13 protein-coding genes are annotated in these 14,438 nt (G+C 68.0%); 5 read left to right on the plus strand and 8 right to left on the minus strand.

The window, feature by feature from the left end; genetic code table 11:
• Positions 1–73 precede the first annotated feature (73 nt).
• From QE388_RS01780 to QE388_RS01800, 5 genes are all read left to right on the plus strand, one after another.
• The gene (locus QE388_RS01780) at positions 74–1,570 is read left to right on the plus strand and encodes a sugar ABC transporter ATP-binding protein (protein WP_307382524.1); all 1,497 of its coding nucleotides are present in this window, start codon (positions 74–76) and stop codon (positions 1,568–1,570) included.
• On the plus strand, positions 1,567–2,652 hold the full coding sequence (locus QE388_RS01785; RefSeq protein WP_307382525.1) for an ABC transporter permease: 1,086 nt from the start codon (positions 1,567–1,569) through the stop codon (positions 2,650–2,652). The genes QE388_RS01780 and QE388_RS01785 overlap by 4 nt, the downstream gene beginning before the upstream one ends.
• A gap of 14 nt (positions 2,653–2,666) precedes the next feature.
• On the plus strand, positions 2,667–3,431 hold the full coding sequence (locus QE388_RS01790) for a LuxR C-terminal-related transcriptional regulator (RefSeq protein WP_307382527.1): 765 nt from the start codon (positions 2,667–2,669) through the stop codon (positions 3,429–3,431).
• 76 nt (positions 3,432–3,507) lie between these two features.
• Complete coding sequence (locus QE388_RS01795) at positions 3,508–4,674, plus strand: LLM class flavin-dependent oxidoreductase (RefSeq protein WP_307382529.1); 1,167 nt, start codon at positions 3,508–3,510, stop codon at positions 4,672–4,674.
• A 5-nt stretch (positions 4,675–4,679) separates the two neighbouring features.
• Positions 4,680–5,525 carry a flavin reductase family protein gene (locus tag QE388_RS01800; protein ID WP_307382531.1) on the plus strand — a complete coding sequence of 282 codons (846 nt, stop codon included), beginning with the start codon at positions 4,680–4,682 and terminating at the stop codon, positions 5,523–5,525.
• A gap of 75 nt (positions 5,526–5,600) precedes the next feature.
• Here the strand turns inward: QE388_RS01800 and QE388_RS01805 are convergent, their stop codons facing one another.
• Genes QE388_RS01805 through QE388_RS01840 form a run of 8 tightly spaced genes read right to left on the minus strand, consistent with a single transcriptional unit; the run spans position 5,601 to position 14,323 of the window.
• The gene (locus QE388_RS01805; RefSeq protein ID WP_275801163.1) at positions 5,601–6,653 is read right to left on the minus strand and encodes a 2,3-butanediol dehydrogenase; all 1,053 of its coding nucleotides are present in this window, start codon (positions 6,651–6,653) and stop codon (positions 5,601–5,603) included.
• 17 nt (positions 6,654–6,670) lie between these two features.
• Positions 6,671–7,537, minus strand: coding sequence for an amidohydrolase family protein (locus QE388_RS01810; protein ID WP_275801161.1), 867 nt, complete (start codon positions 7,535–7,537; stop codon positions 6,671–6,673).
• A gap of 11 nt (positions 7,538–7,548) precedes the next feature.
• Positions 7,549–7,953 (minus strand): PaaI family thioesterase, encoded by a 405-nt coding sequence (locus QE388_RS01815; RefSeq protein WP_307382534.1) that lies wholly within the window; start codon positions 7,951–7,953, stop codon positions 7,549–7,551.
• Positions 7,950–8,417, minus strand: a complete 468-nt coding sequence (locus tag QE388_RS01820; RefSeq protein WP_275801157.1) for a MaoC family dehydratase — start codon at positions 8,415–8,417, stop codon at positions 7,950–7,952. The genes QE388_RS01815 and QE388_RS01820 overlap by 4 nt, the downstream gene beginning before the upstream one ends.
• A complete protein-coding gene (locus QE388_RS01825; protein WP_307382536.1) occupies positions 8,414–10,123 on the minus strand; it encodes an AMP-binding protein in 1,710 nt (569 codons plus the stop codon). Before QE388_RS01825 ends, QE388_RS01820 begins: the two co-directional genes overlap by 4 nt.
• 23 nt (positions 10,124–10,146) lie before the next feature.
• Positions 10,147–11,559 (minus strand): MFS transporter, encoded by a 1,413-nt coding sequence (locus QE388_RS01830; protein ID WP_307382538.1) that lies wholly within the window; start codon positions 11,557–11,559, stop codon positions 10,147–10,149.
• A 46-nt stretch (positions 11,560–11,605) separates the two neighbouring features.
• A complete protein-coding gene (locus QE388_RS01835; RefSeq protein ID WP_307382540.1) occupies positions 11,606–13,321 on the minus strand; it encodes an FAD-dependent monooxygenase in 1,716 nt (571 codons plus the stop codon).
• Between the two features lie 33 nt (positions 13,322–13,354).
• The gene (locus QE388_RS01840) at positions 13,355–14,323 is read right to left on the minus strand and encodes a LysR family transcriptional regulator (protein ID WP_275801150.1); all 969 of its coding nucleotides are present in this window, start codon (positions 14,321–14,323) and stop codon (positions 13,355–13,357) included.
• Positions 14,324–14,438 lie beyond the last annotated feature (115 nt).

Raw genomic sequence — 14,438 nt, forward strand, 5'->3', positions numbered from 1 at the left:
TGGGCGGTTTCTTCCCCTACATTCGGTCGCGTTGCAGCCACCGTGCTGATCGACCTCACTGGAGAGGGCGCGAATGAGTCATTTGAATCTGACGGGCATCACGAAATCTTTCGGCGGGGTCCACGCTCTGCGCGGCGTGGACTTCGCGGTGTCCGAACGCGGCAGCGTGCACGGCCTCATCGGCGCGAACGGCTCGGGGAAGTCGACGCTGCTCGGCGTGCTGTCCGGGCAGGTCAGCCCGGACTCGGGCGCGGTGTCGCTGCACGGGGAACGCGTGGAGCTCCGCGATCCGGCCCATGCGCTCTCGCACGGCATCGCGATGGTGTCACAGGAGTCGGCCCTGGCACCGCACCTGTCCGTCGCGGAGAACATCCTGCTCGGCCGTCGGCTCGAACGTTCCTGGTGGGGCATCGACTGGAAATCGACCAACCGTCGCGCCCGCGATGTGCTCGCACGTCTCGACCTCGACTACGACCCGACCATCGCCGTGTCGCGCTTGCGTCCAGACCAACGCCAGATGGTCGAGATCGCACGAGCGCTCTCGATCGAGACCTCGATCCTCATCCTCGACGAGCCGACGAGCTCGCTGAGCGACGACCAGGTTCGATCGTTGTTCGCCGCGGTCCGGCGGTTGAAGGGGCACGGCGTCTCGACGGTGTTCGTCAGCCACCGTCTCCCGGAGCTGTTCGAACTCTCGGATGAGATCACCGTGCTCCGCGACGGACTCACGGTGGCCACCGGACCGACCGGGGCGTTCGACCAGGCCACGCTCGTGGATGCCATGGTCGGAGCGCCGAAGGCTTCCCGCCCCGCAGGACGACGGAGCCGCCGCGCGGCGGTTCCCGAAGCCGTCCCGCGGATCCAGGTGCGCGGCGCGAGCTCACCCCGCGCCTTCACCGATGTGAGTCTCACGGTGCAGGCGGGCGAGATCGTCGGCCTGGCCGGTCTCACGGGTGCCGGGCGGGGCGAGCTCCTGGAGTCCCTCTTCGGCTCACGCCCCTTCACCGGAGACGTCGCGCTCAACGGCACATCGCTGGCGGGTTCCCGTCCGGATGAGGCCATCTCGGCTGGTGCCGGCTACCTCCCCCCGGATCGCAAGACGGAAGGGGTGGTGCTGCAGCGCAGCATCGTCGACAACCTGTTGATGGTCAGCACCCGCGACCGTCGGCGCCTCGGCGCCCCGCGGGCTACCGACACCGCGTCCGCCGCGACGCTGGCGAAGCGGATGTCGATCAAGGCGCCCGACCTCGGCTCCACGGTCGGCTCGCTTAGCGGCGGGAACCAGCAGAAGGTCGCGATCGGCAAGTGGCTCGGCGCCGAGAAGTCGGTCCTGCTGCTGGACGAACCGACGCGCGGCGTCGACGTCGCCGCCAAGCACGAGATCCACTCCCTCCTGCGTGACGCGGCGGACCGGGGCACCGCGCTCCTGGTCAGCTCGTCCGAGACCGACGAACTCCTCGAACTGTGCGATCGCATCCTCGTCATGCACGCCGGCGTGATCGTCGCCGATGTTGCTGCGGCAGATGCGACCGAACCCCTCATCACCCGATTGGCTGGAGGCCACCTATGACCATCGAACCGACCACCGCCGCACCGCCCGCTCTGGCGCGCGTCTGGGCGGGAACGAGGCTGTTCCGGCCGGTTCTGTTCCTCGTGATCGCCATGCTGCTCATCTTCGCGATGACCCAACCGGTGTTCTTCACCGCCGGCAACATCGCCAACGTCCTCACCGCGGCCGCGCCGCTCTGGGTGGTCAGCATGGGGATGACCCTGGTGGTCATCACCGGCGGCGTCGATCTCTCGGTGGGGGCGACGGCCGCCCTGACCGGGATCTTCCTCGCCAAAGCCGTCGAAGCGGGACTGCCGGCGGCGCTCGCGCTCCCGGCGAGCGTCGTGGTCGGTGCCGTCGTCGGCGCTGTGGCCAATGGCCTCTTCATCGGGTGGCTGCGGTTGTCGTTCTTCGTGGTCACGATCGCCTCGATGACGACCATCACCGGCATCGTCAACCTGTGGTCGAACAGCAAGTCGTTCTACTTGACCGATCCGCTCTTCTCGCAACTGTCCGGCGGCGGGCTCCTCGGCATCCCGTACCCGGTGTGCCTGATGATCGTGGTGTTCGCGCTGTTCCTCTATCTCGAGCGGCGCACGTTCTTCGGCCGCGACGTGTTCGCCGTCGGCGGGAGCTTCTCGGCCGCCCGACTCTCGGGCATCAAGACGACCCGGACGATCGTGCTCGTGTACTCGGTGTCGGGTGCGCTGGCGGGTGTGGCCGGGGTGCTCTCCAGCGCTCGCGTCGGCGCCGCGACGCCTCAAGTCGACCCGAGCCTGCCGCTCCTGGCGGTCGCGGCGGTGCTCCTCGGGGGGACGAGCCTGCTGGGAGGCCTCGGCAGCGTCGTGGGTACGGCGCTGGGCGTCCTCTTCATCGCCCTCCTGCAGAACGGATTGAGCATCGCGGGCATCGCGAGTTTCTGGCAGCAGGTGATCACGGGCGTCATCCTCGTCGCCGCGGTCCTCGGTGACCGGATCTCGGCGCGGCGCCGGCCCTCGCGCCGGCAACGTGCCGCTGACGCTCGAGCGCAGGCCGAAACTCGCACGGATGCCACCCCCACCGCGACGCCGTCTGCCCAGACGCAGTCCACCGGCGCTCGATGACGATTGGAGCGCGTGTGATCGAGGGTGACGACCTGTCGTCGATCGACTACGACCGGATCTTCGGCGTCCTGTCCGACTGCGATCCCGCGCGCGATCTCGCGAGCTTCCGCGAGGCGCTTCTGGAATCCCTGGGGCGGCGGTTCGGGCTCCGAACGACGACGTTCTTCACCGGTTCATCGTTCGCCGCCATCTGGGCGGACCCGCACCCACTCGAAACCCGGAGCTCCGTGGGAATGCTCGCGCCCTACCAGGACGGCTGGTACCGGAGCGACGTGTTCGCCTCACCGGAGGCGGCGGCACTGCTCCGGCGCACGCGAGTCGCGGGGCTCGGCGAACTCGGCCGGCTTTCGCACCGGTCTCACGAGTACCTGCACCGCTACCTGTACCCCGGCGGCTTCCGCGCGGCCACGGCGCTTCACCTCGACGCCGGAGGGGGGCGGCAAGCCGTCGTCGGGATCTTCAAGACCGAGCCCTCGCTGCGCGAGCAGCAGGAACTGGCCGCTCTCCGGCGCCTCGCCGGACCTCTCAATGCCCTCAGCCGTGCGCTCGCCCCCGCTGATGCGCCGAACCTCTCTCACGATCGACTCTCCTCGCTCGCGCCGCGGCAGCAAGAGGTGGCGCGCCTGGTCGCCGACGGCCTCTCGAACGCGGAGATCGCGGCGCGCCTCAATCTCACGGAGGGCACGGTGAAGAAGTACGTCAGCGCGATCCTCCTGGCGACCCAACTCCGCTCGCGCACGCAGCTCGCGCTGCTTGTCGGCACCCGCCGACACAGGTAACTTTCGACCACTTCAGCGACACCTGCACCTTTCCGACACTGGTGAGACCACGACGACGTGAAGAAAGGGATTCACCATGACGCGCATGCGTTTCGGAATCGTGCAGACCCCGCTGCACTCCTCGAAGATCAACCCCACCCTGGCCATGCGCCAGGACCTCGAACTGATGCAGCATCTCGATCGGCTCGGCTTCGACGAAGCATGGATCGGTGAGCACCACTCGGGGGGCAGCGAGATCATCGGCAGCCCGGAGATCTTCATCGCCGCTGCCGCGGAGGTCACCAGCCGCATCAAGTTCGGGTCCGGCGTGACCTCGATCAGCTACCACAACCCGCTCTGGGTCGCCGACCGCTTCGTCCAGCTCGACCACCAGACACGTGGACGTGTGATGCTCGGCGTCGGGCCCGGGTCGCTTCCCTCCGACTCGTCGATGATCGGGCTGACCCCGACCGACACCCGCGAACTGCTCTCGGACAACATCGACATCATCCTGCGTCTTCTGCGAGGCGAGACGGTCACCGCGACCACCAAGACCCACACCCTCGTCGATGCGCGGCTCCAGCTGGCGCCGTACTCGGAGCCGCTCTTCGACATCGTCGCGGCCGGTGTCGTCTCCCCGACGGGACCGCGGCTGGCCGGAATGCACGGCCTCGGGCTGTTCTCGATCGGCGCCACGATGACCTCCGACGGTTTCGATGCGCTCGCGCACGCCTTCGGCATCCAGCAGGAACGGGCCGCGGAGTACGGCAAGACCGTCTCGCGCGACCAGTGGCGTCTGGCGACGCTGTTCCATCTCGCAGAGACCCGGGAGCAGGCCTACAAGGACGTCGCTTACGGCATCGAGGAGTGGTTCCGCTACTGGAAGGATGTCGTGGCCTTCCCCCAGATGGCGGTCGAGGGCGAGAACGTCCGCGAGATGATCGACTTCATCAACGACAACGGCATCGGCGTGATCGGCACCCCGGACGACGCCGTGCGACAGATCCAACGCCTCGAGAAGCAGACCGGCGGCTTCGGCGCTCTGCTCGTCTTCGGCAACGACTGGGCGGATCGGGCGGCGACGTTCACCTCGTACGAGCTCTTCGCTCGTCACGTCATCCCGGCGTTCCAGGGGCACCTCGCCGCGGCCGCGGCGTCCCAGGCGCACACTGCGGCCATGCGCGAGGAGCAGACCAAGCAGCACCTGGCGGCGATCTCGCACATGACCGAGAAGTACGGCGCCGAAGTCGCTGCGAAGGCGTGACGGCGATGATCATCCGAATCGGAAGCACCGGCGACCCGGCGGGCGTGGAGCTGGTCGAGGCTGACGTCTTCGATCGGCTGCACGTGGAGGCGGAGGAGGGTGCGACACGCGCACAGATCGATGACGCCCTTCGGCGTGCCCGCGCCGGCTCGTTCGACTACGGGGTTGCGCAGCCCGTCATCGACTCGGGGTGGATCCGTCACCATGCTCACGACGACACCGCATGGACGACGTCGTTCGAGGCGATGCTCGCGTTCGCTCAGTCCCGGGGCTGGTACTCCGCGGAAGCGGGCACCATCCAGGCGCACGTCGAGTCTCGGCCGTCGGCGGCCGTCAGCGCCGACGAGTTCCGCGCCGCGTTCCGCGGGTATCCCGCGGGTGTCGCCGTCATCACGGCCGACGACGGCACCGGGCCCGTCGGTCTCACCGCCACCTCGGTCATTTCCGTGAGCGCCCAGCCACCGCTGGTGGTGTTCTCCGTCTCTCAGGACTCGTCGAGCTCTCCCACGCTCACGGCGGCGAGCTCGGTCGTCGTGCATTTGTTGGGCTCGCGCGATCTGTGGGCGGCGAAGCTCTGCGCCACGAGCGGTATCGACCGCTTCGCGGACACGTCGCTGTGGAGCCGCCTGCCCACCGGCGAGCCCTACTTCCCGACCACCACCCGATGGTTGAGGGCCGATGTCGTATCGACGTCGGTGGCGGGCACATCGACGATCGTGATCGTCCACGTGGTTGAGACAGGGTCATCGTGTGACGGGGAGCAGGACTCCGAGGCTGCCCCCCTCGTCTACCACAACCGCACGTGGCACGCGTTGAGCGGGCATTCCGAGCTCGAGGTACGAGCGGGCTGAGCCGCCCCCGCCCCGCTGCCGCAAACGTCGATGGCCGCCTCTCCCGAGGCGGCCATCGACGTCTTCAGCGGACGATCACGGATGGACGAGGATCTTCACCTCGGTCTCGTTGTTCTGGATGAGTCGTTCGAAGCCCTGCTCGACGACATCCTCCAGAGCGATCCGGCTCGTGATGAGCGGGGTCAGATCGATGGATCCCTCCTGGATGAGGGCGATGACAGCGGCGTGGTCGTGGGCGTAGGCCATGGATCCGCGCAAGGTGATCTCCTTTATGACGACACGCTCCATGTCGACGGCTGCCGGCGTCATCCACACGGACACGTTGACGATGGTGCCGGTGGGCTTCACGGCATCCATCAGCATGTCGAGCACGGGCTGGACACTCGTGCACTCGAACGCGACATCGGCGCCGCGACCGCCCGTGCGATCGCGGACGGCCTGGGCGACATCCGTCTCCGAGGGATCGAAGACGGCATCCACGCCGACGACCCGCGCTTTCTCCTTGCGCGCGGGATTGATCTCCGACACGACCACGTTCAGGCCCTTGGCCTTCAAGATGGCTGCCGTCATGAGGCCGATCGGGCCCGCCCCGCCCACCAGAGCGGTCTGACCCCGCTCGGCACCGCTGCGCGTCACCGCGTGGTGAGCCACCGCGAGCGGTTCGATGAGGGCGGCCTGGTCGAGGGGGATGTCCCCGATGGGGTGGACCCACTTCCGGTCGGCGACGACCTTCTCGCTCAATCCGCCGCCGCGGCCCGCGAGCCCGACGAAGTTCGTGTCCGGCGACAGCTGATACTCGTCATCGGGTCCCATGGGCACGTCGTCGCGGATGATGTAGGGCTCGACGACGACGTTCTGGCCGACGACGAGGTCGGTGACGCCCTCCCCGACCGCGCTGACGGTACCCGAGAACTCGTGGCCCATGATGATCGGCGGCTCCTCGCCGGAGATCGGGTGCGGGTGTCCCGGATGGGGGATGAAGTTCGGACCGACGAGGTACTCGTGCAGGTCGCTCCCGCAGATCCCGCACCAGGCGATGTCGACCATGACGGCGCCAGGTCGGAGGACGGGTTCGGGGACGTCCTCGACGCGCAGGTCTCGCGCGGCGTGGAAACGAGCGGCTTTCATGGTCTCTCCATTCGAGGTCAGGACGAGGGGTCGGTGAGGGTGAGCCGCGTCGCCGCCTGTGGGAAGACACGGAGGAGGTTTCGCCACATGATGTTCTCGAGGTCCTCTTGCGGCATGTCGGATGCCAGGAGTTCGTGCATCACGGATGGCGTGTTGTACAGGAGCGGCTGCGCGTACGAGTCGGTTCCGAACAGGAGCCGCTCCGAGCCGAACCGCCCGACGAACTCGTCGAGGGGGCGGAGCAAGGGGAAGCAGATGGCGGTGTCGAAAAGCACGTTGGGGCAACGCTCCGCAATGTCGAAGAGGTAGCGGATCTGCGTGGCACCGGAGAATCCGTCCAGCGCCACGAGGGTGGCATCCGGATGCGCGGTCGCCAGATCCAACAGCGACCACGGAGCTTCCAGACCCGACTCGCTGAACAGGTGGAGGTAGCAGGGCAGTCCGTGTTCGGTAGCGAGATCGATCAGGACGTGCATCCGACGGTCGGAGAGCGCCACGCCCTGGTAGCGGGTGTGCCACGCCAGGCCGTCGATGCGGCATTCGTCGACGAGTCGCGCCACCTCGTCTCGGCAGAGCGAATCGCGATGCAGGGGTTCGACCGTGCCGAGCGCGAGGGGGAATCGGCTGGGCAGACTGTTGCGATACGCGACGATGCCGTCGTTGAGTGCGCGCGTGCTGGCGATTCCCTCGCTGCGGTCGTACTGGAAGCCGGGCAGGACACAGGCGGCGGTCAGACCGAACTGATCGAGCATCGCAGCGTGCACCTCGACCGGCCGGATGCTGGCCCCGTCGACCGTCGTCCCTTCTTCTCCCATTCCCAGAGCGAGTTCGCCCACGTGGTGATGGGTGTCGATGATGTGCGCTGTCGTTCGAGAGGGGGTCATCGCTGTTCCTTTCACGCGGTCCGCGGGTTGCGGAACACCGCTGTCGCGGACGCGATCAGGCGGCCATCACAGGTGATCTCCCCCGCCACGAAGCTCATGGTCTTGGTGCGCGCGGTGACCCGGGCCGAGCCGAGCAGCGTCTCGCCGAGGGAAGCAGCGCCGATCATGCTGCTGGAGAGCTGGATCGTGATGGGATGCCCCTGCTGGCCCGCACCGAGCGAGCGCTCGACCTCCGCACCGAGCGTGAAGTCGAGAAGAGTCAGAATGAGTCCCCCGTGCACGGTGCCGTTCGGGTTCACATGGGCCGATCGCACCGTGAGGCGGATGCCGATCGCGTCCGGTGCGGCACTCCACTCGATGCCACCGATGTGGTCGAGGAACGTGCCCTCCTGGCCGATCGATACGTAGTCGCTCATCGCGAGTCTCCTTCGGTGATCAAGACGATCCAGTCGGCGATCATCGCCGGGCGATCCGAGCCTTTCCGCTCGAGGACGCAGCCGAGGACGAGCCGATAACCGGCCGAGGTCTCCTCGAGGGAGTCGAGCGTCAACCGCAGCCGCAGCGAATCCGCGGGCGTGACCGGCGCGGTGAACCGCACCCTGTCCAGCCCGTAGTTCGTCCAGCGCTGCGCCCGGCGCACCGCGTAGCACTCGTTGGCGAGACCGGTGACGAGGCTGAGCAGGAGGAAGCCGTGCGCGAGCACGTCGCCGAACGGCCCCTCCGACTTCGCACGCGGACGGTCCACGTGGATCCAATGCTCGTCACCGGTGAGCTTCCCGAAGGCGGCGATGCGCTCAGCGGGCACCGTGACCCAGCTGCTCTCTCCGAGCACGCTTCCCACCCGCTCACGGAGCTCACCCGCGGAATCGACGGTGATCATGAGGCCTCCTTCGCCCCGACGGCATCGAGGTGATAAAGCGCGTCGATCAGTCCGACCGAGGCGACGCGGAACGGGGCCGGTTTGATCAGCCCTTTCGGCGAGAGCAGGTCTGCCGGCGGTTCCCCGGGCAATACGGCGGCGGCCCGGATCAGGTTGGTCTGCCCCGACGTGTGCGCGTTGTGAGCGCCGATGACGGCGTCGACGTCCACTCGTGCGCCCTCCTCCACCCAGAACACCGCCACGAGGTGAGGACGGTCCGGTCCGGCGACGACGACGTCGCGCACCGCTGCACCGCCCTGGGCGAGCAGGCTCGAGCGCAGGCGGTCGACGTTCACCCATGACCCGTTGGCCAACTTGAAGTCGTCTGCGATGCGGCCGTCGAAGCGGAACCCGCGACCCGGGTCGTCCTCGTCCACGAGGACGCCGGCGTCGCCCGATCGATAGAAGCCGTCGCCATCGAACACCGCGGCCGTTAGATCCGGCGCTCGCCAGTATCCGGGCATCACGCCGGGCCCCTTCACCCGCAGTTCGAGCTTGTCGGCCACCGGGACCAGCCGCACGGTCACTCCGGGCAGCGGGGGCCCGATGTGCCCGGGTTCGCTGTCGGTGGTGTGGACGGTCGTGGCCGCCGGCCCCACCTCCGTCGATCCCCAGCCCGTAAGCACAGGCACCGGCCGCTCTCGGACGGTCAGCGACAACTCGCGCAGCCGGTGGAACGTGGTCATCGGCATCGCGGCTCCGGCGGAGAAGAGCGCGTCGGAGCGGGCGAAGAACGCCCGTCGAAACGCGTCATCGGCTTCCAACACCGAGAGGAGGGCGTGGAAGGTGGCAGGGACAGCGGCGTGGAACGTGGGCGAGAACTCCGTGATCGAGGCGATCGTTCGAACGAGTTCCTGGGGACGACCGTGCGCATCATCGATGTGAAGGGTGCCTCCCCCGAGGAGCACCATGTCGATGTTCGCGTTGCCCCCGAAGGCGTGGTTCCAGGGCAGCCAGTCCACCAGCACCGGCGCGTGATCCGTCACGAACGGCCACACGTCGGCCGTGGCCCGCATGTTGCTGACGAGCATCCGATGCGTGTAGACGACGGCCTTCGGCGTACCGGTCGACCCGGAGGTCAGCAGCAGCTTGACGGCGTCGTCGTCCTGCGCCACGGCGAGCAGCTGGTCGCCGACGTCGTGCGCGCGATCACGAGTGTGCTCGCCGCGGGGACGCATGCTCGTCACCGCGATCCGCCCGTCAGGAAGTCCCGCGTGCAACGCAGGATCCGGTACCACGATGAGCGCGGGATCGACGACGTCCAGCACTCCGGCGATGCGCGCCGGGTCGGCGCCCGGGCGGAGGTACTGCGGCGCGATCGGCGCCCACATCGCGCCTGCCAGCATGATCGCGTGGCCGTAGATGAACGACTCGATGCTGTTGGTCGCGATCACGGCCACCCGTTCGCCGCGCTGGATTCCCTGCTCGGCTAGGCCCACCGCGGTCCGCGCGATGGCGGACCAGGCGCTCGCGTAATCGAGCGCGCGTCGTTCCCCATCGGGTGCAACTTCGGTGAGCAGGACGGAGTGCGGCGTCCTGCGAGCCCACCGACGCAACCAGTGCAAGGTCGTGACCGGCGCTGCCGAGAGCTCGTGCCGCGAGCGCATTTCGATCACGCCGCCCGGCAGACGCTCGACCTCGACGTCGGGGTCCTTGAACGCAGACACGCCGTGGATCGTCGGCGATGCGCTCACCGGGCGGCCTCGCCGGATGCGGAGTGCGCGACGCGATGGCGGGACGCACGCGTCAGGTGCGAGGTCGCGGCGCCTTCCTCACTCCCGCCGAGCGGCGGGGCCTCTACGGCACGCTCCTTCGAGAACACGAGCGCGATGATGCTCAGCACGGCCACCCCGGCGACGAACCACACGATGGGAGCCACGTCGCCCGGGTCGCCGGCGATGAGGGCGGTCATGATGAGCGGGCCGAAGCCGCCGCCGGTCGTCGCAGCGAGCTGATAGCCCAGCGACAGACCGGTGAACCGCGAGCCGGTGTGGAAGCGCTCGCCCATGAAGGCCGCGAGTGGACCGAAGGTGGCTCCGATGGCGAGACCGTTGATGAGAGAGAAGGCGAGCAACGCTCCCCCCGCGGTGCCGGTCTGCAGCAGAGCGAAGAACGGCCACGCGAGCACGGCCCCCGCGATGACGCCACCGATCATCACCGGGCGGCGCCCGACCCGGTCGGAGAGGGCGGCGAAGAGGAGTTCGCCGATGATGCAGACGAGCGACCCGGCAGACGAGATGAAGAGCACGCTCGAGGTCGTCAACCCGTGGGCGGCGCCGTAGGTGATCCCGAAGGCACCGGAGAGCGTGAAGGAGAGGAACGGTGCCAGCAGTGCGACGAAGGCGAGGATGAGCGCGCCGGGTCGGCGCAGCACCTCGATCAGGGGCGGGCGCACCTTTTCGGTCGCGGTCTCGCGTCGACGCTGCTCCTCCACGAACAGCGGCGACTCGGAGACGCGCACACGGATCCACAGACCGAACACCACCAGGACGGCGCTGAGGGCGAAGGGCACGCGCCAGCCCCAGCTGAGGAACTGGTCCTCGGGCATCAGTGCGAACAAGGCGAGCACGACGCCCGCCAGCAGGGAGCCGCTCGGCTGTCCCGCGGTGGCGAACACGGAGGCGAATCCACGTCGCCGGGGGTTCGCGTGCTCGAACGCCATGAGCGCAGCACCGCCCCACTCACCCCCGACCGAGAGCCCCTGCACGATGCGCAGCACGATGAGAAGCACGGGGGCGAGCACCCCCGCTTGATCGCGAGTGGGAAGAACAGCCATCAGCGCCGTCGCGACACCCATCATGCTCATCGTGAGCACGAGCACCGACTTGCGTCCGACGCGGTCGCCGAAGTATCCGAAGATGATCGCCCCGAGGGGCCTCACCACGAAGCCGACGGCCAAGGTCGCGAAAGCCGCGATCGTGGCGACGGCGGGAGGCAGATCATTGAAGAACAGCCGGTTGAAGATGAGCCCGGATGCGGCGGCGTAGAGCACGAAGTCGTAGTACTCGATCATGCTGCCCACGTAGCTCGAGGTCAGCACGCGTCGGAGCTCCGTGCTGTCCTTGCCGACGTACATCGGGATCTTGGGCTTGGTTGTGCTCATTGTGGTGTCTCCTTTGATCTCCATGAGCGAGCGGGGGGGCGAGGGGTCACGCCGCGCCCACGCGACGGTCTTCCTCGACGTCCCGGTCGACGGTGCGCGCGGAGCCGAGCAGTCGGCCGAACATCGCATCCGGGTCGTCGGGGGAAGTGCCGCTGTAGGCGATGTAGAGGTCCGGCCGCACCAGGACGGCGGGGACGTCGAATGTCCCCTCGGCCTCTTCGTCGTCCAGGGCGACGATCTCCAGCGCGACGCCCGCTCTCCGTGCCGCGGCGCGGAAGGGCTCCGCATCGGTGTCGCCCACCGTGATGAGGGTCCAGTCGCGTCCGAGCGCGTCGAAGAGGGACGAGCCGTCGGTCCTCCAGACGTGCGGCAGCCGCGAGCCGGCCCGCACGGACGGCGTGTACGTGTCGATGGCGGCGATCGCCGTCGCATCGGCGGACTCGGGCGAAACGATGCCCGCCGAGTGCTCGTATCTCGAACCGAACTGCACTCCCTGGCTGTGCCACTGCTGACGATCGATCAGCTGGATGAGCCGGCCTGCCTCCGCGCGCAGCGCGTTCCCCCGCTCGGACGCCGCGTGCAGTTCGGGATCGCGTCCGATGGCGGACATGTCGCGATCGATCTTCAAAGCTGCCCGAGAGGTCGCCTCGCCGACAGACTGCCGCTCCGCCTCATAGTCGTCGAGGAGGGCGTCCGTCCCCACGCCGGAGAGCAGTGCCGCCAGACGCCAGCCGAGCCCGACCGCATCGGCGATGCCGGTGTTCATGCCGAACCCGCCGAGGGGCAGCCACAGGTGCGCCGCGTCACCGGCCAGGGCGATCCGTCCCTGGCGGAAGGAGTCCGCGACCAGGCGGCGCGGAGTCCAGCGGATGACCTGGAGCTTCTCATGGGCTATGGGGCGACCGATGGCGGCTTCGAGGACCCGATCGGGGTCGAGGTCTTCGGGCTCCATCCCCTCCGGCACGCGAGCGTGACAGAGGAAGAGGGACTCGCCGTCGAGTTGGAGGAAGGAACCGCGAAGCTCGGGCCCGTACCACCAGTACATCCATCCCGGATTCTTCAGGAGCGGAACGAGCTCCTCGGACCGGAAGTAGATCGAGAGGCGGCGCTCGGCAGCTTCGGCATCCCCCCGCAGACGGGCGCCGATGGCACGGCGCATGACACTCGCCCCACCGTCGCACCCGGCGGCGTACCGGGCCCGCACCGTGCGGGAATCGCCTTTCGCCGTCGCGGTGAGCGTGATCGAGACTCCGTCGGCATCCTGGTCGGCGTTCGTCGCCTCCCAGCCCCGCACGACCGTGACGCTCGGCAGCTCGGCCAAGCGGTCCGCGAGCAGAGGCTCGAGGAAGATCTGCGAGATCCTGTGCTGCGGCTCAGGGGTCGGCCACTCGGCGAACTCGGGGGCCGAGCCGTCGAGCACCGCCTGACTCGAAGAGAACTCGAAGCGGGTGAGTTCGTAGGAGTCCAGTGTCGTCACGTACACCACGTCGGTCGCGTGCTCGAGGGGCAGCCCGGCGCGGCGGATGCGGTCGGCGCTGCCCTGACGGCGGAAGTACTCCATCGATCGGGCGTTCGTCGTATTGCACCGGGGGTTGGTGGTGGTCTCCGTGGCCTTCTCGACCACGAGTGTCTTCACTCCGCGGAGGCCGAGTTCGGTCGCGAGTGTCATTCCGACCGGGCCTGCCCCGACGACGACGACGTCCCAGGCGGACTCGGCATCGAGCGCGCGATCAACTGAGGTGGGGTTCTGGCTTGTCAACACCGCATCACGGTAAGACGGAGCCGCGTGATAGCACTATGACGTAATCGCGCCTTCATCGATAGCCGAATCGCGAGCAGTCTCCTCCCCCAAACGTTCGTCGATGACGAGACGCAGTCGGTCGAGGAGGCGCTGCTGAACGGGAGTGAGCCGACTTCCGATACGCCGCACGATGAAGAGCTTGTCTCGAATGGGCTGTCCTGCGATGCGCACTTCGCGCAGTGTCCCCGCCTCGATGTCGGCCTGTACCGACGCGCGCCACAGCATGGCGACCCCGATGTCGGCGGCCACGGCCTGCTTGATCGACTCAGCGCTTCCGAGTTCGATCTCCACCCGACGGTCGGTGACCCCGATCGACTCGAGCGCGTTGTCTTGACTGCGCCGGATGGCCATCCCGCCGGGCGGGCAGACGAAGGGCAGCTTCGCCAGTTGCTCCGGCGTGACCGTGTCGGGGATCTCGGTGTTCGTCGCCGCGGCGATCACCGCCCACAGCGGCTCGGCGACGAGTTCGGAGTCGAAGGCTCGCGAGTCGAGCACCGCACCGGTGGCGACGATGGCGAAGTCGTGCCTGCCGAGACGCGCCTGCTCCAACGCGGTCTCGACCGCCGAGATCTCCAACCGCACGGACACTCCGGGGTTCGCGACTTTGAAGTCGATGACCGCCGGAGTGAGGATGCTGTTGCCCACGGTGATGCTCGCTCCCACCGACACGAAACCCGAGAGCCCGTCGGAGAGGTCGGCGAGATCCTTATCCAGGTCGAGGCGTCCGCGCAGCACCTCGTTCGCCCACAGCAGGGTGCGTTCTCCCGCTTCGGTCAAGGCGATGCCCCGACCCTCAGGGTGGAACAGCCGCGCCCCGATCTTCTGCTGCAGAGACCGAAGGTGCGCGCTGACGACCGGCTGCGAGATGTAGAGCTCCTCCGCTGCCCGGCGCACCCCGCCCAGTTCGGCGACCTTGCTGAAGACTTCGAGCTTCTGTAGGGAAATGCGATTGTCGGGGGACATGTGGGCCTCCTCGCCCGGGACTGCACAAATAGTCAATCGACTATATGACTTTGCAAATCTACGTCATAGATCAATGGGGTTTCCCGACCGTACCGTGGACCGGGTCGCAAGAGAA

This window comes from Microbacterium sp. SORGH_AS_0969 (genome assembly GCF_030818255.1).
Lineage (GTDB): Bacteria > Actinomycetota > Actinomycetes > Actinomycetales > Microbacteriaceae > Microbacterium.